We start from the raw sequence: 23676 nt of genomic DNA on the forward strand, positions 1-23676 counted from the left end.
TCAATCCTCACTAATAAAGGCATCTTTCACACGATGCCAAAAATGCATATGTCGATAAGAAGCAAAATGGATCCGTTCTTCTGCTATTCGATAATAAATTGAGCGGATATTTGCTTTTGCGACATTCAATTGATCAACCGTTACAAGATAATCTTCTGTATTTTCCAATTTTATTTCTAGCCATTCATCATGGGCAATCACGATCGGAGAACCCAAAGTACGAAACACTCGATTATTCAGTGAAGCAATCTCTGCCAACTGAAAGGCATTGATACTAGGATGGATCACAGCACCGCCGACACTTTTATTATATGCTGTCGAACCAGTAGGCGTAGAAATCGTCAATCCATCTCCTCTAAAACTTTCAAACAGCTCGTTTTTGATGTATACATCGGCTACCATCGTACGATTGGCCCGTTTAATCGTTGATTCATTCAGTGCTAAAAAATGCTGGTCCGGTGTTTCATCCAAATAACTGATCCGAACATCCAGCAAGGGATAACTAACACTTTGTTCCCGATTCGTTCGTAAGCTGTCTACTAGTTCTTCCAGCTCGTAATCCCGCCAATCCGTGTAAAACCCTAAATGACCTGTATGCACGCCCAAGAAACGCACATCATTCAGACAATGACTGTAGTGATGGAACGCCGACAATAATGTGCCGTCTCCGCCGACTGAGATGACTAATTCTGGCTCATGATCATCTCGTTGAATCCCTGCTTGTTCTAAAAGTGCGTTCAACCGTTCTGTCACTTCTATAGTCTTTGCTTCTTTATTATGAACGATCGCTACTTTCATCCCCTGCCTCCTCTCTTTCGCTTTCTTTCTTCAAAAGCGTTCGATAGTAGACATCATCTGATTTTCCTCTTCCATGGGAGAATAACCGCTGTGCTTCTTGGATTTCTTCACGGATACTGGACATCTCTTCATCCAACTGATAGGCAGCTTCTGCCGCACGCTGAAGTCGTTCACTCATTTCTTCTGGAAAAACGCCTTGATATTTATAATTCAGCGAATGCTCAATCGTTGCCCAGAAATTCATCGCAAGAGTCCGAATCTGGATTTCCGCCAAAATTTTCTTCTCACCGCTGATCAGCTGTACAGGATACTCGATCACCAGATGATAAGAACGGTAGCCACTTGCTTTTTTATTTGTGATGTAATCTCGTTCTTGGAGAACTTTCATGTCTTTTCTTTTACGGATGATCTCAACAACTTGATGGATATCTTCTACAAACTGACACATGATCCTTAACCCGGCAATATCAGACATTTCTTCTTCTAAACGTCCCATTGGAATATGCCGTAATTGTGATTTTGTTACAATACTATCGACTGGCTTGACTCTCCCAGTGACAAATTCAATCGGGACATGTCGATTTTGTTCACGGAACTGTTTGCGGATCCCCCGCAGTTTCACTTTCAATTCTGATACAGTTTGTTCATATGGTGCTAAAAATGCTTCCCAATCTCGTTCCATAGCTGATACCTCTACTTCATTAACATTCATTGTTTATTCTACCATATATGCAAAGTTTTTTCGTACTCTTGATTTATGCATTGACCAAAAAAAGAAAATTAGGCAAAATAGACAAAAAGGAGTCGATCAAATGACACAAATGCTTGAAATCGAATATAAATCTATGCTGACAAAGCAAGAGTACGAGATATTCATCGCTCACTATCAATTAACAGATAAAGATTTCCGTGTACAGACTAATATTTATTTCGATACCGTTGATGAACAGCTGAAGAAACAAAATTGTGGCCTACGGATCCGTTTCGTTGGTCATCAAGCTGAATATACATTAAAAACACCTGCTGAAAAAGGGCGTCTCGAAACAACGGATACCTTTATAACAGAAGAAGCAGAAGCATTTATCTTCGAAAAACGTCTGCCTCGTTCAGGCGCAGTTTTTCAAAAACTTTCTGATTTGAATATCGATCCTGCTTCATTAATCCAAACCGGAAAGCTTACAACAAAACGGGCTGAATTCCCTATTGAAGAAGGACTTTTAGCTATTGATGAAAGCTGGGGAGACAATCTACACGATTTTGAACTGGAACTAGAGGTAGGGGATGCATCTGTGGGAAAAATTGCTTTTATAAATTTTTTAAAACGTTTTTCTTTACCTTATCGTCCTGCTAAAAACAAGATCCAACGTATGCTTGAAGCTAAAAATTAGAAACCTTTCATTTTCACAAGGCACTTGAGTTCATTTTTTTACTTTTTTCTGTTAAGTTATAGGATGTGAAAGAATCTAGTCACTAGTTGTATAGAATCTATTTTGGGGGAGATTCATATGATCGAAATCTATTTATTTGTTAATCCTTTAGGGGAATACTGTTTCGAAATGGAACAACAGTTATTACAATTTATCGAAGAAGAGTACGGGACACCATCAAAAGAAAAGATGCAATTTCGCTTTCTTCCTTTGGTCAATTTGCAGACAATTGGGGATGTCATGCAACAAAAAGGAATTTCTCAGAACAATCTTGAGGAACGTAATCACTTATTCTCAATGACTTATTCTGCAGCATTAGACTGCAAAGCGGCGCAGTTTCAAGGAAAGAAAAAAGGCCGCCGTTTTTTGATCAAATTGCAAGAAGCAGTCGGCTGTAATGACATACCATATTCTCAAGAACTTGCTGAATCCATATTTGAAGAAATCGGCGGCGATTTGAATATGTTTAAAGAAGATCGGCAGTCTGACTTCGTTAAAGAAGTATTCTTTTCTGATCAAAAAATTGCTCGGGAAATGGGCATCACAAAACACCCTTCTGCAGTCGTTTACAATTATGCCTGCGACCGTGATTTTGGTGTTTTAGTAGAAGTAAAAGGTACAAGTAGCCTTTGGAGAATCACAGAGCTGTGTAAAACAACAGATAACTCATATCAAGTTTTTAATGGTGAACATTTACATACAAATGATTCTCAGTTCCATTCAAGAACTAGCCATTTACACTTGCTTTCTAATTAAAAAAATACGTCGACTCCCTTACAAGAGAGCCGACGTATTTTTTTCGTTTCTATTCGAGAATATCAAAAATAGAAAGCCTTATAAACGATCGATCAATTCTTCTAATTCATTTAGACGTTGTTCAAACATCGAAATTGCATCTTCGATATATGCAGCCTGTGTCATATCAACTCCTGCTTTTTTCATTACTTCCACAGGATAATCGCTGTTACCTGCTTTTAGGTAAGCCAAGTAGTTCTCTAGTGCCTCTGGTTCCTGGTTTAGTATTTTCTTCGCCAGTGCTGAAGCAGCAGAAAAGCCAGTCGAGTATTGGAAAACATAGTAATTATAATAAAAATGCGGTATCCGTGACCATTCGAATTTAATTTCTGGGTCTTCTTCGACTGCTGGACCATAATATTTTGCATTCAATTTACCATAACTATCACTTAGGTATTCACTAGTCAATGGCACACCTTTTTCATCTTCCGTATGCATGAAATGCTCGAATTCAGCGAATTGTGTCTGGCGGAAAACTGTTCCTTTAAACCCATCCAAGTAATGGTTGAGTACATAAGCCCGTACACGAGGGTCTTTTTCTGTTTCCAATAAATACTCCGTTAGGATATTTTCATTCGTTGTCGAAGCAATTTCTGCTAAAAAGATGGAGTAGTCGCCGTACACATAAGGCTGGTTCGAACGAGTGAAATAACTATGAACACTATGTCCCATTTCGTGGACAAGCGTAAATAGCTGATCCAGCGTATCATGCCAATTCAATAAAATATATGGATTTGTGTCATAGCTTCCCGAAGAATAAGCACCGCTTCGTTTCCCTTTATTTTCGACAACATCGATCCAACGTTCAGAGAATGCTTTTTCTACGATGGCCATGTATTCTTCACCCATTGGTTTCAGTGCTTCTAAAGCTTTTTCTTTTGCTTCTTCGTACGTAAAGGTAATTGGAGCTTCCCCTAAGACCGGTGTATAAAGATCATACATGTGCAGTTTTTCCACTTCTAATAAACGTTTCCGTAATTCCATGTATCGATGTAACAAAGGCAAATGCTTGTTTACCACGTCTACCAAAGTATCGTATACACTTTCAGGAATATGATTATTGCTCAAAGACGCTTCTCTGGCAGAGCTGTAATTACGGACTTTCGCTTTAAAATTATGTCCTTTTATATGTGTGCCTAAAGTAGAAGCAAATGTATTTCTAAATTGTTCGTAAACACTGTACAATCCCTTAAATGCTGCTTCGCGTACCCTTCGATCCGTGCTTTCTAGCAACTGACCATACACGCCATGAGATAATTGGACTATTTCACCATTTTCTCCTTCAATCGTTGGAAAAACTAGATCTGCATTATTCAAAACAGCAAATGTATCACTTGAAGCATCAAAGATTTCACCTGCTCCAGCAAGAAGAGATTCCTGCTCAGCAGATAAGACATGGGCTCGATTATCTACTATTTGCTGGATATAATGGCGATAGACTTCCAATTTTGGTTCTTCTTTGAAATATTGCCAAATCTGGTCATCTGACAATTGCAATATTTCTGGTTCAAACCAGGAAACGGCTTCACTAACTTTCGAAAACAGACTGCTTGCTCTTGCATAAAGCGCTTGGTAATCTGTATTTCCAGTGTCTTGATCGTTTTTAAGGTGCGCATATACATAAATGACTTCAGTTTGGCGATAAACCCTCAATACGAATTCAATCGCATTTAAAAATTGAGAAGCGCCTTGATCAAGTGTTCCTTTGTGTTTTTCAGATTGTTTTAACTCTTCTGATAATTCCAAATATTTCTCATCAAACTCTTGGTCGCTTGAAAAGATCTTGGTCAAGTCCCAAGTTAAATTTTCAGGCAATTCTTCTCGTTTTGGCAACTGCTTTACTTCCATGAAATCCACTCCTTTTCTTCCCTTAGCTCTATCTATCAAAATAGATCATAGTCTAACATCCACATGTCACAGCATCTAACTTTTCTACTCATTCATGTGTCTGCTTCCATCAATTTTAGCATAACTAAATCTTGTTTTACATAGAAAACCGATTCCTAGCCTATTTTTATACTTACTATTTTTTCAAAGAAGACAAGTGTATGCATTCGTTAAAAAACTGCTGATAGACCATCTCTTCATCAATCATAGGAAAAAGCCATTCCCTTTTATGTTCTTTTATTTGGCAAAGCCATGAGTTGAAATCAGGAACTTTCTGGTTTTCCAAGGCTTCTTCGTACAACATTCGATAAAGAAAAACCTGTTCTTGTAAATAAAAGAAAAACCGACTTTTTTGATAGATCCACGATGATAGATGCAAAAGATGTTTATGACGCAAGTAGCATTGTTCTTGTATGGATACTGTATTCTTTTGCTTGTGAATAAGTTGGCGTGTCAGCCATTTCTTCCCATCTTCACTCACTTTTTCTATTTTTTTCATTTGGTTCATTTTAATTTCGTTACTAGTGAATATTTCTTTAAGGTCCCTACTAGAAAAAGTCCAACAGCTACTGCAAAAGGAAATATGCCCTGATACAGTCTCTGTAATATGATGATACAAATAAAGCTTTTGTTTCTTGAGATCAGCTTTCCAGCAATGCACTCCTCTTTTTCTATTATAGTAGCAGCAACTTTTTTCTATCAATGAGAATTGCGATTGTCCAAGAAAAGAATTACCAAGTATCCACCATACTTGGTAACTGTTATTCAAATAATTTTGGGTTCTTTCAATAAATCTCTGGTGAGACAGTCTAGAACATTGGATTTCTATTGCTAGATTCGCCAACAAAATATCCGGCCTTTGCCGCAACCTCGGCAAATAGGCTTCCAAAAATACTGGTTCTACTGACTGTCCCAGCCAATTCATGAAGCATTCCTTTAACTGTAAGTGCTCTTTTGATTCTCTTTCACTAAAGACCGAACAGTTATCTGATTTTTGATGGGCAAAATGAGCACATTTTTTCTTTCCCTTTTTCAAAATCACTCTTTTTCGACAGCCACGACAATAATATTTCTTTCCTTTTTCTGCATGTTTAGCAAAACAGCACTTATTATATTCATTCATTGCAAGCAGCATTTTTCTCCCTCTGAACTTATTTACGTCTAAGAATTTATTTACACGAAAAAAGAGGGCGTGAAAAAGCTATTCTGCATCAAGTAATAAGAACAGCTAAACAAAAATAGTTCCCAATATTTTTCGTTTGGTTGGGCTTGTTACCGCAGATGCAAGCTTTTGAACACTATTTATACGAAAAAAAGACTGCGACACAATTTTTGTCACAGTCTCTTACTATAATGCTGATTTATACAAAATAAAATTTCGTTCGCTCGATAGCATTACGTGCCATCAGACATTTTCCATATTCATTCAATGTTTCTGGTGTACGATCGCTCTTTTCAGCAAACTCCAAAATTCGAGCAATCTGATTCTCTACATCCGCTTGGTTGAGATTTTCCATCCAGAAGTGAACGACTAGGTAATAGCGCTCTTCGAATAAATACAAATCAGTCCAAGCAGACTCTAGTTCGACATCTGTTGCAAGTTGGATCACTTGTTCAAAATCTTCAAAAGCAAAAGTTGCTTGTCTTTCCTGTTCTTCTAGGGCGCTTCCAGATAATTCTTCATCCGGATCGCTGCCAATAATCTGCTGACGAAGAAAGTCACTCACATCTTCTGAATCAACAGTAGAATCTTCTGATTGAGAAATTTCTTCATCCGGAAGATTTTTACTGATAAACAGTTCTAATCCGTCTCCTTTTGGCAAAACTTGGAAAGTGACAGCTTCGCTTCCTCGGAACTCCTCTTCGATATCAACTTCTTCCAAAATACTATAAAAGAAATTTTCGATTTCTTTGTGATTGCCAAGTAAATCCAAAAATGAAACGCCCCGTTCCTCTAAATCTTCATGACCAATTAGTACACGGATCGTATTTTCATTAATATGTTCCATTTCCATTTTGCTACACCTCACTTTGCCACAATGTTTAATATAGATTCATTGTAGCGAAATCAGCTTAAATGTAAAGAAAAAAAATCTCGCTGTTAAGTGAATTTAATAAAACCAGCGGATTTTTCAACCTTTCAAGCTATCTTATTTAACTATAACATTTTTGGCAGACGAATACTATATAGCCGACTTTTCAGCTAATTTTTCCTCTCTATTTTTCGTGCAATCATCATCTTCTACTACCTTTTTATACATCTAATCAAGAATACTTTTTGTAAAAACAAAAAAACTTGGAAAAACTATCTTTGTAATAGTCTTTTCCAAGTTTCGTATTATCCTTCTATAATCCAGCCATCAATTGTGCTTGACGTAATTCTAATTGTCGTACATCGCGCGGTAGGAACCGACGAATTTCATCTTCATTAAAACCAACTTGCAGACGTTTATCATCAATCATGATTGGACGGCGAAGCAATCCAGGATTGTTTTGCACAAGTTCCAATAATTCTTGTAACGGCAGATCATCTAAATCCATGTTCAGTTTTTGGAATACTTTGGAACGTGTCGAGATGATTTCTTCTGTTCCGTCTTCTGTCATTTGTAAAATCGCTTTTAATTCAGAACTGTTCAATGGTTCTGAAAAAATATTACGTTCAACAAATGGAATCTGATGTTCTTGCAACCACGCACGAGCCTTTCTGCAGGAAGTACAACTTGGGGAAGTATATAATGTTAACAACGTGCACCACTCCTTTTCGTGATAAGAATCACTTTTTTGTAACAGAAGATCATAATAATCTCCCATCTGTTTCTATTATACATAATCAACTTTTAAATAGCTACCTTTTTTTCATAATTTTTTTAAAAAAATGAAAGTTATCTAAGGTTAATATACAGTAAAACCAGCATTCTCGCTTTTTTTATCATTTAAAAATTAGAGTTTTCAAATCTAATTCAAATTTTCTAAACATATGAAACAGCGTATAAAACTGTACTATTATTTTATCTCAAAAGCTAAATGAAACCGATTTCTTAAGATTTTTTATGTTTTTTATTTCTTTAATAGTAATGTTTTCTGTCATTTTAAATAATACTGTTCTTTATCATAACGCTTATTTTCTCTGTTATATAAGCGTAGTATTTTAAAGCAATGATTACTAAATAAAATTTACTATAAACAAATAAATCAAATAACGTTATTTTATGTTTGAATAGTTATATTGAGACTGTATTAAAAAAATAAATCTTTCGAAAATTCCACAGAGATTGCATTAAAATAAATCAATCGACTTCTACCATAATGATTAATTTGTTCATCAAACTTATTGACGTGTTTCACGATTTTTAGTGAAAAAAACTGAAATATAAAAACCTTATTCTGTCAAGGAAATAGAAATATAGTAAGAAAAACCTTTATTTATCAGCTTTTTTAGACAATTTTTTCTGTTACAATAGTCAAGGATTTGTGAAAAAATCAATGAAAACCGAAAGGCGTGTAAAATTTTGATTAAATCAGTTGTGTTTGATGTTGATGATACGATGTATGATCAGCAGCAGCCATTTCGAAACGCGGTCAAAAGAGTCGTTCCGCTTGTTTCAGATGCAGATATGCATCCACTATATATCCGGTTCCGCCATCATAGTGATGAAAACTTCCCAAAAGTAATGGCAGGAGATTGGACACTAGAATATATGCGAGCACATCGGATCAGCCAATCACTAAAAGATTTAGACTACCCTCATATTACGGAAGAAGATGGCCTCTTATTTCAAAAAATTTACGAGGAAGAACTTGATAATATCTGCTTGCATGAGGAGGTCAAAAAAACCCTCGATTTCTTGAAGGAAAAGAATGTCCCATTAGGAATTATCACAAATGGGCCGACTGACCATCAGACAAAAAAACTGAAGCAACTTCAATTGAACAATTGGATTCCTTCCCGCAATATGCTCATTTCTCAAGCAACAGGTTTCCAAAAACCAGAAAAAGAGATTTTTCAGCTGGCTGAGAAAGAATTTCATATGCTTCCAGAAGAGACCTTATACGTTGGCGATAATTACGACAATGATGTTCTAGGTGCAAAAAGTGCTAACTGGCAAGCGCTTTGGTTCAACCATCGAGAACGCAAAATTGAACAGACTCCAATTTGCGATATCGAGATTTCTTCTTTTGATCAGCTGTTAGAGACAATGAAGACAATCTTTGTATAACCTTTAAAAATAGAAATAAAAAAATGATAGCAAGGAAGCTGGGATAAAATGGAATCCCAGCCTCCTTGCTATTTTTTAAATCAAATAAACAATCGCTTCTTTAGAAAGACTTTCTTACCCATTACTGAACGCTTTTTCGAGTCTCTTACTCCTCGATTTCTCCTACACTTAAAATCATGCGGATGTCTTCTTCAGTCAGTTTCGTCAACTGTTCTTCATTACCTTGGATCACTTTTTGGAACAGTTCGCGTTTTTCTTGCTGGAGTGAATCCATGCGTTCCTCAATCGTTCCTTCAGAGATCATACGCCACACTTCTACCACATTTTTTTGTCCGATCCGATGTGCACGTCCAGCAGCTTGTTCTTCAATGGCAGGATTCCACCAAAGGTCATACAAGATGACCGTATCTGCTCCCGTGAGATTCAATCCAGTTCCCCCAGCCTTTAAGGAAATCAGAAAAACATCTTTTTCGCCAGCATTAAATGCGTCTACCATACTTAACCGATCTTGTGGTTTCGTACTGCCTCTTAAATAAAATGTCGAGATCCCTAGCTCGGCTAACTCTTCTTGCAAGATAGTCAGCATCCCTGTAAATTGAGAAAACAGCAAAACTCTTCGTTTGTTCTCTTTGGCAGCTACCAGTAGATCTTTTACTTGTTCGAGCTTGCCGGAACCGCCTTGGTAATCTTCAATAAACAGACGAGGATCGCAGCAAATTTGTCGCAGTCTTGTCAGACCAGCAAGTATCCCGATCCGGTTTTTCTTGAATGCTTCAGAATCCATTGATGTGATTTCTTCACGCATTTGACGCAAGTAAGCTAAATAAACAGTTTTTTGTTCTTCTGTAAGTGCAGAATATAGATTCATCTCTGTTTTTTCCGGCAAGTCTTTCAACACAGTTTGTTTATCTCGCCGTAAAATAAACGGTCGAATCATTTGCGCAATTTCTTCTGCGGCAAGTTCCCTGAATTTTGTTTTAGTCGGGAAAAATCCTGGCATAATCGTTGCAAACAATGACCACAATTCTTCTAAATTATTCTCGATTGGTGTCCCACTCAGTGCAAACCGCTGAGGTACAGCTAATTCTCTCAATGCTTGTGCAGTTTTCGTACTGCTATTTTTGACCATTTGTGCCTCATCAAGAATCAAATAATCAATTTTTTGCGACTGATAATTAGCTAGATCCTGTCTTAAGCTGGCATAAGAAGTCACTCGGATATCTGTGTCTTTAGCCAGTAATTCTTCACGTTCTTTTTTATTCCCATTGATTACTTGGATACTTAAAGAAGGGGCGAATTTTCTCACCTCTGCCTGCCAGTTGTAAATTAAGCTCGCAGGCGCTACGATCAAAGCAGAGAAGCTTTTCCGTTCTTCTTTTTCCGAAAGTAAAAAGGCAATTGTCTGTAGTGTTTTCCCAAGTCCCATTTCATCGGCTAAAATACCGCCAAACTGATAATGACCTAACATCTTCAACCATCGAAAACCTTGCTTTTGATAATCTCTCATCGTTGCATTCAATCCTTTGGGAAGCTGTGCCTGGTATCTTTCTGGATGAATGAGATCTTGTACCATCGTTTGGAACGATTCACTAAAAGTAGCATTGCTTTTTTCCAATTGATTTTGAATGATCAATCCTTGATTTTTAGGTACATGGATCGTTCCTTCTTCTGTACGTATCGATTCCCGTAATTGTTGCAACACTTGGCTTGTTTGTTGAAATTCTTCTGAATCAAAAGAAAGAACCTGACCATTTTCTAATGTATAAAAAGCATCATTTCTCAGCAAGCTTTGCAGGACATGATCGATTTCTTGCTCCTCTATCCCTGTCACATCGAATCGAATATCGAGCCATGAACCGGTCTCGGTTACTTCGATTTTCGGTTGATGTTTATGCGCATCTAAATACAACTCTCGCAATTTTCTTCCAAGTCTGACTTCACCAAACTGACGGAAGACAGATAGTTCTGTGCGGAAAAAGGCATATAGTTCTTCCCCGCTTGGCAATGGACGTTCATAACCAGTTTCATTTTTCTGGTAGCGATACATTCTGAATAGATCAAGTACTCGTTTCTCTTCTACTGTGTCACGTAACACCTGAAAAGTCTGATCTGTCGAGACCTCATGCTTCGGGTCAGTCGAATAGATGACTTCGCCATAGACGAAATCGACTCGAGCTTGGATTTTTCCTTTTGCTTTTCGGAAAAAGAAAATAAATTCGACGGGGATATCTGCTACTTCCTCTTCTACTGCAGGGGCAATAGCTACGTCGCCGATCTCTGAAAGCAGAGGGATAATCTCTTTAAACAAAGACGGTAATTCTTTTTTCTTGAACACTACTTCTGGTTTCTCCAATCGGCGAATCAATTGTTTCCAAGTTTGATAAACCGTTTGTTGATATTTCGTCAGAGAATAAAATGTCCCTTGGATAACTCCCCACTGATAATGCATAAAGAAAAAATCAAAATCATTCAATGCTTGCAGCAAATAATCTTCTCCAAATTTTTCCACTTTGAATGATAAAGGTTTGTTTTGATCGGAAAATTGTATTCCTTGATCGTTTTGTTCATTTATCTGCAGATGCAAACGTGTAGTCTGATTCATCTGCTCTAACAGGAAGCGGGCTTGTTCTACTGGGAGAAGCAGATATCTTTTATCTAGTTTTCCTTTGACTTGTAAGCCGTTCGTACCTAATAATTGATGCGTCTGAGCACTTCCTGCAAGATGCGTGAGTATTTTTTGATCTTCTTTTTGAAACGCCCGTTTATCTAGACGAAACTGGTACTGTTTATTAACAGTGTAAGTTTCTTTTTCTGCGTAAGCTTGTAAAAAATCATAGATGTTTTTTACGATATATGTTTTTTTCGGTGATGCCAATGAACCGATACGCAAGTAAAGTGCCAAAATAGAAAGCTCTGGGTGATACTGATTAGTCTCAATCGTTTCTACTTGGTATTCAATAATCAAAGGTTGCACCGCTTGAGGATTGTTTTGTGTTTTTAGACGAGAAAAACCTTTTGCAATGATTTCTCCCTCACTTGTTGCTTTTACCGGTTCTAGCATTGGCTGGTCTTTTTTCATGATACGAGATAGATTTTTCGACCGTAAATAAAGTTCCACAGCAACTGTATGCTTACAATATTTATGTTCCTCCCAATAAGGACATTGGCAGTAATCTATCTCTTTTGCTGTACCATCCAAATCAACCATATACAATTCACTGCCCAAGACTTCTGCATGCCACACGTTTTCTTCTTGGTCAGGGACAACCGATAACACTCGGCCTTCTTGCAAGTATTGACGTCCACGTGCAATGACTTTTTCTGGAATACTCCATTTCATAGTTACCAATCTCCCTTTTTATCCAAGTTGATAGCGTATTTTGCTTTGTCCGCTACCTTCTGTATCAATTCTTATTTGTTGTAATACTCGTTCTTTCAATTCTCTTACATGACTAATGATGCCGATCATTCTTCCTTCACTTTCGATCGTTTCTAAAGCTTCCATTGCCATTTCCAAAGCTTCTTCATCTAATGACCCAAATCCTTCATCAATAAACAATGCATCGATTGCTACACCACCAGCTTGTGTCTGGATCACATCGGCAAGAGCTAATGCTAAAGAAAGTGCTGCAATAAAACTCTCACCGCCAGACAGGGTATGCGCACTTCGAGACATACCTGCCTGATCATCATAGATATTGATTTCTAATCCGGTTTTCCCTCGATAACTGCCAATGGTATCCGCTAGCTCAAATTGATAACGATTTTTCGTTAAACGTTGGAGATGATCATTTGCTACTTGTAACACTTCTTGAAGATAAACCTGAAGCACATACCGTTCCAAACTAGTCTTCTTAGGATTTTCTCCGTTGAATGTTTGCGAAAGCTGCTGTAATTGCGTAAGCTCATCTAATTTCGTCTGGCTTGTGTGATAAATCGAAAGACATTCATCGTAGATTTTTTGATTACTAATTTTTTGTTCTTGTAAACCGTATATCTTTTCTTGCTTTATTTCGATCATACGTCTTATTTCTTCTAACTGTTGGCTGATCTCTTCTGTATCTGGGAATGTCTCAGTTAGCTGGATATTTTCTAATTGACGCAGCCGGTCAGCTGTCACTAATTGCTCTTCATGATAAGAAGTAACTGTACGTTGGTTTTCTTTATATTGTGCTTGCTGTTGTGCAAATGCACAGATTTCTTCAATTGTTGAAAAATACGACTGGCTTTCTAACTTTTTAGCTATTCTTTCTTGTTCCTTTTCTATTTTTTCATCTATTTTTTCTATTTGTTCATGTTGAAGATCAAGCTGTGTCCGAAGCGTATGAAGATCTTGCAACAATTGCACTCCTGCTTTCTGCTCAACAGCTAGTTGATTCGAGTCTTCTTCTAACTGTTTTTCAAGTCGTCGTATCTCCTCTTCTAAACAGTTACTATCCGTATCTTGCAATTGTTGTTCTAAACTTTTGATTTCTCCTTGCAGTTGCTGGAGCTGATTATTTTTTTCTGTCTGCTGCTGTTTGTAGACAGCTAATTGTTGTTCGAGCTTTTCTGCTTGTTGTCTTATTTCTTCCAGCTCTATTCTTGCATTGGCCATCTTGCTTTTTCGTCTATCTAAAGATTGTTCGATTACTACAAGAGCTGTTTTTGTTTTTTGTTCTGTTATCTCAGGAAATGCCTTTTTCAAAGCCTGTTGCAAGTGTTCTTCTTGTTCAGCCAATTGTATATTCGTTGCCATGATTTTTTGTTCTAAATCTGATAATTGTTGTTGAAGATTATTTTCATGTGCTTCACTTTTGGCAATGATTTGCTGAGTTCTTTCTACAGCAGACTCAGCTTCTGCCAGTTGTTGTTCTACTTTTAAGATATCTTCCTTATTTGGCTGTTCGTGTTTTAATTGTTGTATGGGGTGTTCCGTTGATCCACAAACAAGACATGGCTCCCCTGGACGCAAAAAAAGCTGAAGACGAGCAATTTGCTGCTTTGCCCATTGGCTTTTCAGCTGTTCTGCTTGTTCTGTCTGTTCTTTCAATAGCTGACTATTTTTTGTTATTTCTTCAGTTGCTTTTTTGAGTTCTTCTCTTATCTGTGCGAGCGACCCAGTGTCTTTTGCTTTTTGTTTTTCTATTTCTTGCTGCTTTTCATCTAGATATTTTAACTGTCCAAAAGCAAGACGATCTTCTTGCAGTTTTTCCTGATCCAGTAAATTTTCTTGAAGAATTCGAGTTCTTTCCTGATAGATAGCGAGATTTTGATACAGCTTCTCGGCATTCAATTCTTCTTTATCCAATGAAATTGTTAATTGTTCTGCGTCTTGTTTTTTACTACGTAAGGATTCGACAATTGGCACCATCATCTGTTTGTTTTGCAGTTTTTGAGCAGCTTCTTTGATTTTTGTTTGTCGGCGTACGCGGTTTGCTTCATTTTTTTGCCACTCTTCATAATTCTGCGTAGTCATCGCTAGTTTCTTTGTTTGCTCACTACTTTTTTGTGACAGTTCTATTTTTTCAGCTTTTATTTCTTGTAGGCGCTGGATTGGTTCGACTAATCGTTGCGTAAATTCATAATACCCAATCCATCGTTTCTTTTCCTCTATTTCGTCTTTTTGAGCAGCTAATTCCTTTTGCTTGTTTATTAATATCGTTTTTTCTTCATAACTTTTTTTCAAGCTTTCAAAACGATAGTAGGAATTTTCTAGTTGCTTTTGTTTTTCCTGAAGTTCCGTTAGAGCTTCTTTTTCTTCCGTGATTTGTTTTTCGAGTATTGCCTGATGGTTTGTCCATTGGGCTAAAACGGCTTCAAACCCTGCTGCTGGTTCCTCTTCTTTGACTAAAACAAACCTTTTTTGCAGAAGATGCAGCTCTTGCTCTAAATGATCCAATTTTTGTTGCTGTTGTTTTGCTTTTTCTTTTAATCGCTCATTGAACTGTTGGAAAAATTGAGTACCGAATAAATGACGTAAAACAGTCTCTTTATCACTGCTTGATGAAACCAAAAAATTACGGAATTCTCCTTGGGGTAGTAAAACGATTTGAGAAAACTGTTTCGCATCGAGATTCATCAGTTCTCTGATCAACTGATCTGCTTCTGTACGTTTTGTGATTTGTTTTATTTCTTTTCCTTTCCCATCAAAAATGGTCAACGTTACTTTGGCTGCCTGTTTTTTTGTTCCGTTTCCTTTTCGTTTTGCTAAAACTTGTTCTGGTTTTCGTTCGATTTCATAGCTCATCTGCTGATGTTCAAAAGAAAAAGTCACGCTTGTTTCTTCGTCTGGTGTAGCAAACAAAGAACGCATCTCTTTTCCAGAGCGAAGTCTTCCGGAAGTTTCACCAAAAAGTGCGAAGGTGATCCCATCAAAAATCGTCGTTTTGCCAGCTCCTGTCTTCCCGCTGATCAAAAAAAGCGGTGCTTCTGTCAAACGTGAAAAATCTACGGTCTCATTGATAAAAGGACCAAAATTTTTAAGTTGTAATTTTTTCGGTTTCATTCTTGATCATTCCATTTCCATGATTTCTTGCAACGTTTCTCCGAGCCATTTTTCTTGGTTTGCAGTTAGCTGCTCTTCCGTCATTTCACTAAAAAATGCTTCTGCTAATTTTTGAGGATCTTTCATTTCTAGTACTTTTCGTTTGCGCTTTGTTTGTTCTGCTCGACCGTTTGCCCGTTCAATCCCCAAAATACGAGGATATATTTGCCGAAGCTGGTTCATCATATTCGGGATGATCGTTCTATCAGTGAGATAGATATAGATGTAATTCTCCCGATTGACGGACTGATAAAAGGCAGGATCCAGCAATTCTTTGAAACTCGCTGTTATTTCTTCAATATCATGCAGGGGTTCGATCTCCCTAAAATTCAACTCCAGGCCTGTTGTCAGGTCAACGATCCATACGCCTTTTTTTTGGTTGATCTCAGATAAAGAGAATTTCAATGGGGAACCGCTATAGCGAGCATTATCCTGTCTCAAAGCAGCTTGATTATGCAAATGTCCTAGTGCTACATAATCAAACGGTGTAAGTAGTTCACCAGGGATCGAATCCAACCCGCCTACTTCGATTTTCGTTTCCGAATCAGATTTTACACTTCCCATTACAAAAAAATGGCTAATCAATACTTGTTTTTTTTCTGAATCAAATAGCTCCTGCATTTTATCTATCACCTTGGCTACCGCTTGCTTGATCGTTCGGATATTGTCATCTTCGAAATATAATCTCGCTGCAATTGGTTCAAAGTAAGGAAGAAAGAAAAATTGTACGTTTTTAAACTCGACTGGTTCAAATGCTTCTGCTAGCTGTGTTCGCAAAAAATAGTTCGAATAACTGAACCATGGCGTACCCGCTGAAAGTCTCGTACTGCTATCGTGATTTCCCGATATAGCAAAAATCGGGATCTTTTCCTTTAAATTCCAATCGACCATCAATTCATTGTATAATTCTACGGCATCAACAGCTGGGACACTCCTATCATATAAGTCTCCGGCAATCACGATTGCCTCTACTTTTTCTTCTTTCGCGATATCTAGTATAGAAGATAGTACATGACGCTGGTCTTCAATCAAGTCATAACCTTGTAGTTTTTTTCCGATATGCCAATCGGCTGTATGTAAAAAACGCATTCAATCACCTCAAAAAATGTCCTTCTAATTATTATAACACTTTGATCCATTACATGACACCTGTCTTCTATTTTACATATTGGAACGCAAAAAGAGGGCAGACTTGACGTCTCTCCCTCGTTTTCATTGAAAAAGTCTGAACTGAACAGGACAGTAGATTCAAAAGACCGCCCACGCATAAACTTATCATTTTATTTTTTTTTGACTTCATATTTGAAATCAGGGTTCACTTCTTTGTCCAATTTGTCAAAAGCTGCTTGTGTTCGTCGTTCGATCTCCGCCATACCTTCTTTATCCGTTTTCTTGATATCTGATAAGTCGATTGGTTCACCGAAACGCACTGTCACTCTCTGACGCTTGAACAGATCCCCAAGTGTCAACGGACCTTGATATACAGCTGGCACGATTTTCGCTTTAGACATTCTGGAAATCAATGCCATTCCGCCTTTAAGTTCTGTAGCATGTCTTGTCCCACTGGGAAACATGATCAAACTCAAATTTGTCGATTTCAAAATCTTTACAGGTGTTTTAATGACGCTTGGTCCTGGATTTTCTCTTTTAACTGGAAAAGCATTGGATCGAGTTAATATAAATCGCAGAACTGGATTTTTGAACAGTTCTTCTTTTGCCATAAAGCTGAATTCCTTGGGTGCTGCAGCTACCGCCAGATATAATGGGTCCCACCAAGTACGATGGGGAGCAACTAGTATGTAATTCTCATCTTGCGGTAAAACTTCTTTATTCTCATAGCGGGCATTTCCATTAACTAAGGCTAATAGTACTCGAACTACCCCGCGCATAAATCGATAAAACATAGTCTCTTCCTTTCCCTTCTTATGGTCATAGTATGCATAAAAAATAGAGGTTTGACAAGCCACCTTGGTTCTTTTTAATAAAAATAGTATAATACAGACGACTATTTTTTTCATTTTGGAGGGAATCCATGCTTCACGAAGACGAACGAATCGACCAATTATACGCAGAAGATATCAAGATTATCCAAAGTTCCAAAGTGTTTTCTTTTTCTTTAGATGCTGTGCTGCTTGCTCACTTTTCCCGTGTACCTAAAAAAGGGAAGATTGTTGACCTTTGTGCAGGAAATGGCGCAGTTGGACTTTTTTTAAGTAAACGAACCCAGGCGGCTATCGACGCTATCGAACTTCAACCTCGTCTAGCAGACATGGCAAGACGTAGTATCGCGCTTAACCATTTAAATGAACAAATGACCGTCCACACCATCGATCTGAAAGACAGCTTATCTGTCGTTCGACATAATTCTTGTGACTTAGTCGTCTGTAATCCACCTTATTTCAAAGGGCTGCCAACAAATAAAACGAACCCTAATAAACACCTGGCAATCGCCCGTCATGAGATCCATACGACGTTAGAAGAAGTGATCGATATTTCAAGTAAGCTACTAAAAACAAATGGACGCTTTACTATGGTCCATCGTCCTGATCGGTTCTTAGAAATCATTCAGGTCATGGAAGACTATCGAATTGCACCTAAAAGGATCCAATTTGTTTACCCAAAACCTGGAAAAGAGGCAAATATTTTGTTAGTTGAAGGAATCAAAGAAGGCAAATTAGACGGATTCAAAGTCGCTCCACCATTGATCACTTACAATATGGATGGAGAATACACTGTAGAGATTCGTGAGATGCTCTATGGCAAATGAACATTATTTTTACGTGTTATTCTGTAAAGATCAGACATTTTATGGTGGATATACAACCGATCTTTCTAGACGATTAGAGGAACATAACAATGGTACTGGTGCTAAATATACTCGTCTTCAAAAAAGAAGACCTGTTAAGATGATCCATGCAGAAGTATTTTCTTCAAGAAGCGAAGCAACAAAAGCAGAAGCTGCATTCAAAAAACTCACCCGAAAACAAAAAGAACGTTATTTACAGACACACTCAACCGTTTTGCTTCCTGAATCTATATGAATGTTAAAAACACGATAAATATAAAAAAACTTCAGGCAAAAACAAATGTTTTTGCCTGAAGTTTTTTGTAGCTATCATTCTGTCACGTTTGTCTCACTGCTGTTCGTACTTGAACTTCCTCCTAGCAAGGCTTCGCTGACTAAGTGAATGTAATGTGTCATCCCTTCAGGATTTGGATGGACTTGATCATCATAAAACCAGTCACTATGGTCATTACTGTAGCTGTACCAATCAATCAGCGTCATATTGTCGTATTTTTTCGTCATCTGTTCAAGCATCGCATTCACGTCATTTTGCCAGCGCTTCGTCGGTACTCGGACATTGACCCAGTATACTTTTCGATCACCGATTGCATCCATCACACTATCAAACTGAGCTTCCGAGAATGAGCCATTCGTTCCTAGTCCAATCAGAACAGTGTCTTTCAACAAATCTTGTTCCTTTAATTTTTCAATGTACGGTACACTGGCATATAATTGTCGTCCGACATCTCCATCTACCACTACTTTTGGATAAAGTTCTTGTAGATCCGTTGCAGCATCCAACATAACTGAATCACCAAATGCCGTTAGTTCTAATTTTTGTGCCTTATTCCCTTGTGCCTTGGACAACTCGTACTTATCAAGGATCGCTTGGTCAACCGAACTAGTGGTGTTTTCTGAATTGTTTCTGGTTTCTTCTGCTAATTTTTTACTTTCAGCGATTTTTGCCTGCAGTTGTTTTTGATCGGCTGTTACAGCGTTTTTCGGTGCCGTAACGAAACCAACGAGTGCAATTGCTACAAGTAATGTGCCTGGAACAACCCATGGTTTGCTCTTACTGATGATCGGTTTGCTGAACCATCCTTTCATCACTTGGAATGTACGACCATAATCAAAACGTGCTAGCGGACGCTCCACATATCGATAAGAAAGTTCACTGATGATTAGAATCAATGTGATTTCCACTAAAGTATGCAACAAAACATGATCAGCAATATCAGTCACCTTTGCTTCATAAAAAATCATAACTGGAAACTGATACAGATAAATGCCATAGCTTCGTTTACCAATCCAAGTAAATACTGGATTTGTCAGCCATCGATTCAAACTTGCTCCAGGGTGTGCTGTCACTGCAACTAGCACTACGCATAACAGACTCACTAGGAGCATTCCTCCGTAATAGATGAAATTGTAATGATCATCTAAAAAGAAGAAGCAAAGAATCAGTGCCAAAAGCGAGATTCCTCCAGCGATATTCAGAATATTTTTCGCTTGTTTCGGGATGTTTTTCTTTAAACGCGTACTTGGCCAAACAAACGCAAGCGCACTTCCCAACCATATAGAAAACAGACGAGTGTCGGTACCGTAATAAACACGGGTTGGATCGCCTCCTGGTGTATACAAGATCATCATCAAGATGGCGGAGAGGAAGGATGTACCTAACACAGTATAAAAGATCCATTTTCTTTTACGAACAAATACCATCAACAATACAAACAAGATCGGCCAAACCAAATAGTTTTGACCTTCTACTGCTAAAGACCAGATATGCGTAAACGGTGACTCATTAGCAAATCGATCGAAATAAGATAAACCGTTATTGATTTGCCACCAGTTGTTGACATACAGTAAGCTGCTGACCACAACTCCTCGAAGATTGTTTAACAGCCCTCGCTGAAACAAAGTGATATAAGCCGAAGCTGTCACAAGCATAAAAACAAGTGCCGGATAGAGTCTCTTCATTCTTCTGACATAAAATTGCCAAATATTGATTTTTCCATTTTGTTCCCATTCCTGCCGCAGCAGATCCGTGATCAAATAACCAGATACGACGAAAAAAATCGGAACGCCCAAATAGCCGCCTTTCATACTAGTTGGCAGAAGGTGATAGAAGATAACACCCACCACAGCTAATGAACGGAGCCCATCAAACCCAGTGATGTAGCGGCTGTTTTTTAACCTTTTTTGTTTTTCCATTCAATATTCCAACTTTTCATAAACTTTTTTCATTCGTAATATACGGGTATTAAGTGAAAATAGCAAGTAGAATCGTGTCCTTTCTCTACTATTTTTTTCTATCATCCCATAAATTTAAAAAAATAAACATGCTTTTTTTCAACTTTAAGAAAATTTCAAATAAAAAAGCAGTTTTTCTTTGCTGATTCTACTATGGTAGAAAAAAACTGCAGACAAACGAACGTCTGTCTACAGCAGTATTTCATGAATTTTTGTCAAACTCGATCTAAATGCCATCCTCATAGAAACGACCAAGTATCTGGACGTTTTCTGCAATACTTACAAAAGCTTGTGGATCAGAAGCTTTCATTGCTTCTCTAAGTAGAGGCAGTTCGTATCGTGTAACGATCGTCATCAATACTGTCTGCTTATCATGCTTATAAGCACCTTCTGCTTCATTGATGATCGTGATCCCTCTACGCATACAGTTTTGGATTTCATTTACTACTTTTTCTGGATGTTTCGTTACGATCATTACCTGCATCTTCTTTTGTTTAGTATAAACGACATCAGTTACTTTTCCACTGACGAAAATAGACAACGTACTGTAAAACATATATTGCCAGCCAAATAGAATTCCGGCAACAAAAACGATCAATGCATTGAAGTAGATCGAAATAGAACCAATCGACTTTCCTGTTTTTTTACGAATCGTGATACTCACGATATCTAGACCGCCCGATGATAGGCCGTTTCTCAACGCTAGCCCAATACCTAGTCCCATCACAGCCCCCCCAAACAACGCACAGATGATTGGATCGGTAGATAGGACTGTTTCCGGTAAAATATGGATACAAAGGGAGGTCAAAGTGACTGTGATAAAAGTGAAAATTGTAAACTTCTTCCCGATTTTTAACCACGCCAATACAAACAAAGGTATATTCAGTAAATACAAAGTTGTTGATACCGGTACTTCGAATCCTATCAGTGATTTTGACAAAGTCGTCAAAATCTGAGCTAGACCAGTAATACCACTTGAATAAATATGTCCTGGCTGATAAAAGAAATTCAATGCAACTGATGCGATCAACGCATAAACGATAGATACCGAAAGCTTGGTCGTGTAATCATGATAAGCCCAATTTTCGAATGTTTTTTTCATGGAAAAGCCCCGCTTTATATGTTATGGCTTCATTATAAAGTGTTTTTCAATTAAATCAAGGTTGTCAAAAGAAGCGTATTCGACAAATCCTTTTTGCCTTTTTATCGGCTATTCTTCTACATTCGTTACATCAATATTCAATTCGAACAATTGTAAAGGCGAAACCATACTTGGTGCATCACTCATCACATCGGCTGCTTTTCCGTTTTTAGGAAAGGCAATGACTTCACGAATATTATCTTCTCCGGCTAATAACATTGCAAAACGGTCCAATCCTAATGCAATACCGCCATGTGGAGGGAATCCGTAATCTAAAGCTGTTAACAAGAAACCAAATTGTTCTTCCATTTGTTCTTTTGTAAAGCCTAGAGTTTCTAGTACTTTTTCTTGAAGCTCACGAGTATGAATACGGATAGAACCTCCGCCTAGTTCATAACCGTTCAAGACGATATCATAAGCTTCTGCATAGACTTTTGCAGGGTCTTCAGCCAATAACGGGATATCTTCTTCTTTTGGCATCGTGAATGGATGGTGAGCAGAGACATATCGACCTTCTTCTTCTGAAAATTCAAATTGTGGCCAATCAGTTACCCATAAGAAATTGAATTTCGATTCATCAATTAGTCCTAATTCTTTTCCTAAACGTGTCCGGATAGCACCTAATGCAGCAGCGACGATTTCACTTTTATCTGCGCCAAACATCAGCAAGTCACCTGGTTTTGCATCTGTTGCTTTAATGATTGCTTCTGTTGCTTCTCCCATGAATTTAGCAATTGGACCTTTCAATCCGTCTTCTTCTACTTTCAGCCATGCAAGTCCCTTAGCTCCGAATTGTCCTACATATTGACCTAACTGATCCATGTCTTTTCGTGAGTAGCGATCTGCAGCGCCTTTAGCATTCAATGCTTTCACGACACCGCCGTTTTCAAGAGCCATTTGGAAGACTTTGAATTCTACTTCTTTGACTGTATCGCTTAGATCGATCAATTCCATGTCAAAACGTGTATCCGGTTTGTCGCTGCCGTAGCGAGCCATTGCTTCATCATAGGTCATACGAGGAAATGGCAATGTGACTTCGATACCGCGAACTTCTTTCATTACCTTCGCAATCAATCCCTCTGTGTAAGTTTGGATTTCTTCTGCTGTTAAGAACGTTGTTTCAATATCTACTTGCGTAAATTCAGGCTGACGGTCTCCACGTAAATCTTCATCGCGGAAACAACGAACGATTTGATAATAACGGTCGAATCCAGCATTCATCAGCAATTGTTTAAACAATTGAGGAGATTGCGGCAACGCATAGAAATGTCCAGCATGGACACGTGAAGGAACTAGGTAGTCTCTTGCGCCTTCTGGTGTAGATTTCCCTAGGTAAGGTGTTTCGATATCGAGAAAGTCATTATCGTCTAAATAATGACGAATCGCTTTTGTTGTCGCATTTCTTAATTTGATGTTTTTAGTCATTTTTGGACGACGCAGATCCAAATAACGATATTTCAAACGTATTTCGTCACTGATTGCTTGATCATCTTCAATTTGAAATGGCGGGGTTTTTGCTTGATTCAAAATCACGATTTCACTTGCAATCACTTCGAATTCACCAGTGGCCATTTTAGGATTTACTGCATTTTCTCCGCGTCTTCTAACTTCCCCAGTCACTTCGATCACGTATTCACTGCGACATTTATCCGCGATTTCCCATGCTTCTTTGTTGATTTCAGGATTAAAGACGATTTGAACGATTCCTTCACGATCACGTAGGTCGATAAAGATTACTCCCCCAAGGTCTCGTCTTTTTTGTACCCATCCTTTTAATGTAACTGTTTGTTCTAATTGTTGTTCGGAAACTAATCCGCAATAGATCGTTCTTTGTGCCATTTATTTTT

18 protein-coding genes are annotated in these 23676 nt (G+C 38.0%); 5 read left to right on the forward strand and 13 right to left on the reverse strand.

What is annotated here, in order from left to right; translation table 11 throughout:
• Positions 1-798, reverse strand: coding sequence for an NAD kinase (locus IGL70_RS11235; protein ID WP_002289847.1), 798 nt, complete (start codon positions 796-798; stop codon positions 1-3).
• On the reverse strand, positions 776-1480 hold the full coding sequence (locus IGL70_RS11240) for a GTP pyrophosphokinase (protein ID WP_002289848.1): 705 nt from the start codon (positions 1478-1480) through the stop codon (positions 776-778). The genes IGL70_RS11235 and IGL70_RS11240 overlap by 23 nt, the downstream gene beginning before the upstream one ends.
• Before the next feature lie 130 nt (positions 1481-1610).
• On the opposite strand from IGL70_RS11240, the gene IGL70_RS11245 reads away from it, so the two are divergent.
• Together IGL70_RS11245 and IGL70_RS11250 are read left to right on the forward strand one after the other, a co-directional pair.
• Entirely contained in the window at positions 1611-2186 is a 576-nt protein-coding gene (locus IGL70_RS11245; protein ID WP_002289849.1) for a CYTH domain-containing protein, read from the forward strand.
• Between the two features lie 117 nt (positions 2187-2303).
• Positions 2304-2981 carry a ClpXP adapter SpxH family protein gene (locus IGL70_RS11250; RefSeq protein ID WP_002289850.1) on the forward strand — a complete coding sequence of 226 codons (678 nt, stop codon included), beginning with the start codon at positions 2304-2306 and terminating at the stop codon, positions 2979-2981.
• Between the two features lie 78 nt (positions 2982-3059).
• Here IGL70_RS11250 and pepF read toward each other — a convergent pair whose 3' ends face one another.
• From pepF to spxA, 4 genes are all read right to left on the reverse strand, one after another.
• Positions 3060-4868 (reverse strand): oligoendopeptidase F, encoded by a 1809-nt coding sequence (gene pepF / locus IGL70_RS11255; protein WP_104873875.1) that lies wholly within the window; start codon positions 4866-4868, stop codon positions 3060-3062.
• A 175-nt stretch (positions 4869-5043) separates the two neighbouring features.
• A complete protein-coding gene (locus IGL70_RS11260; protein ID WP_002307085.1) occupies positions 5044-6042 on the reverse strand; it encodes a competence protein CoiA in 999 nt (332 codons plus the stop codon).
• 226 nt (positions 6043-6268) lie between these two features.
• Positions 6269-6922, reverse strand: coding sequence for an adaptor protein MecA (locus IGL70_RS11265; protein ID WP_104873874.1), 654 nt, complete (start codon positions 6920-6922; stop codon positions 6269-6271).
• A gap of 331 nt (positions 6923-7253) precedes the next feature.
• A complete protein-coding gene (spxA, locus tag IGL70_RS11270; protein ID WP_002296384.1) occupies positions 7254-7652 on the reverse strand; it encodes a transcriptional regulator SpxA in 399 nt (132 codons plus the stop codon).
• A gap of 764 nt (positions 7653-8416) precedes the next feature.
• On the opposite strand from spxA, the gene IGL70_RS11275 reads away from it, so the two are divergent.
• Positions 8417-9124: an HAD family hydrolase gene (locus IGL70_RS11275; RefSeq protein WP_002294563.1), complete on the forward strand. Its 708-nt coding sequence runs from the start codon at positions 8417-8419 to the stop codon at positions 9122-9124.
• Between the two features lie 145 nt (positions 9125-9269).
• On the opposite strand, the gene IGL70_RS11280 is transcribed toward IGL70_RS11275, so the two are convergent.
• From IGL70_RS11280 to IGL70_RS11295, 4 genes are all read right to left on the reverse strand, one after another.
• Positions 9270-12464, reverse strand: coding sequence for a DEAD/DEAH box helicase (locus IGL70_RS11280; RefSeq protein WP_010728073.1), 3195 nt, complete (start codon positions 12462-12464; stop codon positions 9270-9272).
• An 18-nt stretch (positions 12465-12482) separates the two neighbouring features.
• Positions 12483-15611, reverse strand: a complete 3129-nt coding sequence (locus tag IGL70_RS11285; RefSeq protein WP_002301654.1) for an SbcC/MukB-like Walker B domain-containing protein — start codon at positions 15609-15611, stop codon at positions 12483-12485.
• A gap of 6 nt (positions 15612-15617) precedes the next feature.
• Positions 15618-16739 (reverse strand): exonuclease SbcCD subunit D, encoded by a 1122-nt coding sequence (locus IGL70_RS11290; RefSeq protein ID WP_002288955.1) that lies wholly within the window; start codon positions 16737-16739, stop codon positions 15618-15620.
• A 191-nt stretch (positions 16740-16930) separates the two neighbouring features.
• Positions 16931-17554: a lysophospholipid acyltransferase family protein gene (locus IGL70_RS11295; protein WP_002288956.1), complete on the reverse strand. Its 624-nt coding sequence runs from the start codon at positions 17552-17554 to the stop codon at positions 16931-16933.
• A gap of 128 nt (positions 17555-17682) precedes the next feature.
• Between IGL70_RS11295 and IGL70_RS11300 the strand changes: the two genes are divergently transcribed.
• Together IGL70_RS11300 and IGL70_RS11305 are read left to right on the forward strand one after the other, a co-directional pair.
• Positions 17683-18417 carry a tRNA1(Val) (adenine(37)-N6)-methyltransferase gene (locus IGL70_RS11300; RefSeq protein ID WP_002301657.1) on the forward strand — a complete coding sequence of 245 codons (735 nt, stop codon included), beginning with the start codon at positions 17683-17685 and terminating at the stop codon, positions 18415-18417.
• Positions 18407-18691, forward strand: a complete 285-nt coding sequence (locus tag IGL70_RS11305; protein WP_002304776.1) for a GIY-YIG nuclease family protein — start codon at positions 18407-18409, stop codon at positions 18689-18691. Before IGL70_RS11300 ends, IGL70_RS11305 begins: the two co-directional genes overlap by 11 nt.
• A gap of 74 nt (positions 18692-18765) precedes the next feature.
• On the opposite strand, the gene IGL70_RS11310 is transcribed toward IGL70_RS11305, so the two are convergent.
• From IGL70_RS11310 to aspS, 3 genes are all read right to left on the reverse strand, one after another.
• Positions 18766-20649 carry an acyltransferase family protein gene (locus tag IGL70_RS11310; RefSeq protein ID WP_002303199.1) on the reverse strand — a complete coding sequence of 628 codons (1884 nt, stop codon included), beginning with the start codon at positions 20647-20649 and terminating at the stop codon, positions 18766-18768.
• 265 nt (positions 20650-20914) lie between these two features.
• On the reverse strand, positions 20915-21790 hold the full coding sequence (locus tag IGL70_RS11315; RefSeq protein WP_002293644.1) for a YitT family protein: 876 nt from the start codon (positions 21788-21790) through the stop codon (positions 20915-20917).
• A 108-nt stretch (positions 21791-21898) separates the two neighbouring features.
• A complete protein-coding gene (gene aspS / locus IGL70_RS11320) occupies positions 21899-23668 on the reverse strand; it encodes an aspartate--tRNA ligase (protein ID WP_104857614.1) in 1770 nt (589 codons plus the stop codon).
• Between the last annotated feature and the right edge of the window lie 8 nt (positions 23669-23676).

The sequence above is a fragment of the Enterococcus sp. DIV0901a genome, assembly GCF_051711525.1.
Classification (GTDB): domain Bacteria; phylum Bacillota; class Bacilli; order Lactobacillales; family Enterococcaceae; genus Enterococcus_B; species Enterococcus_B faecium.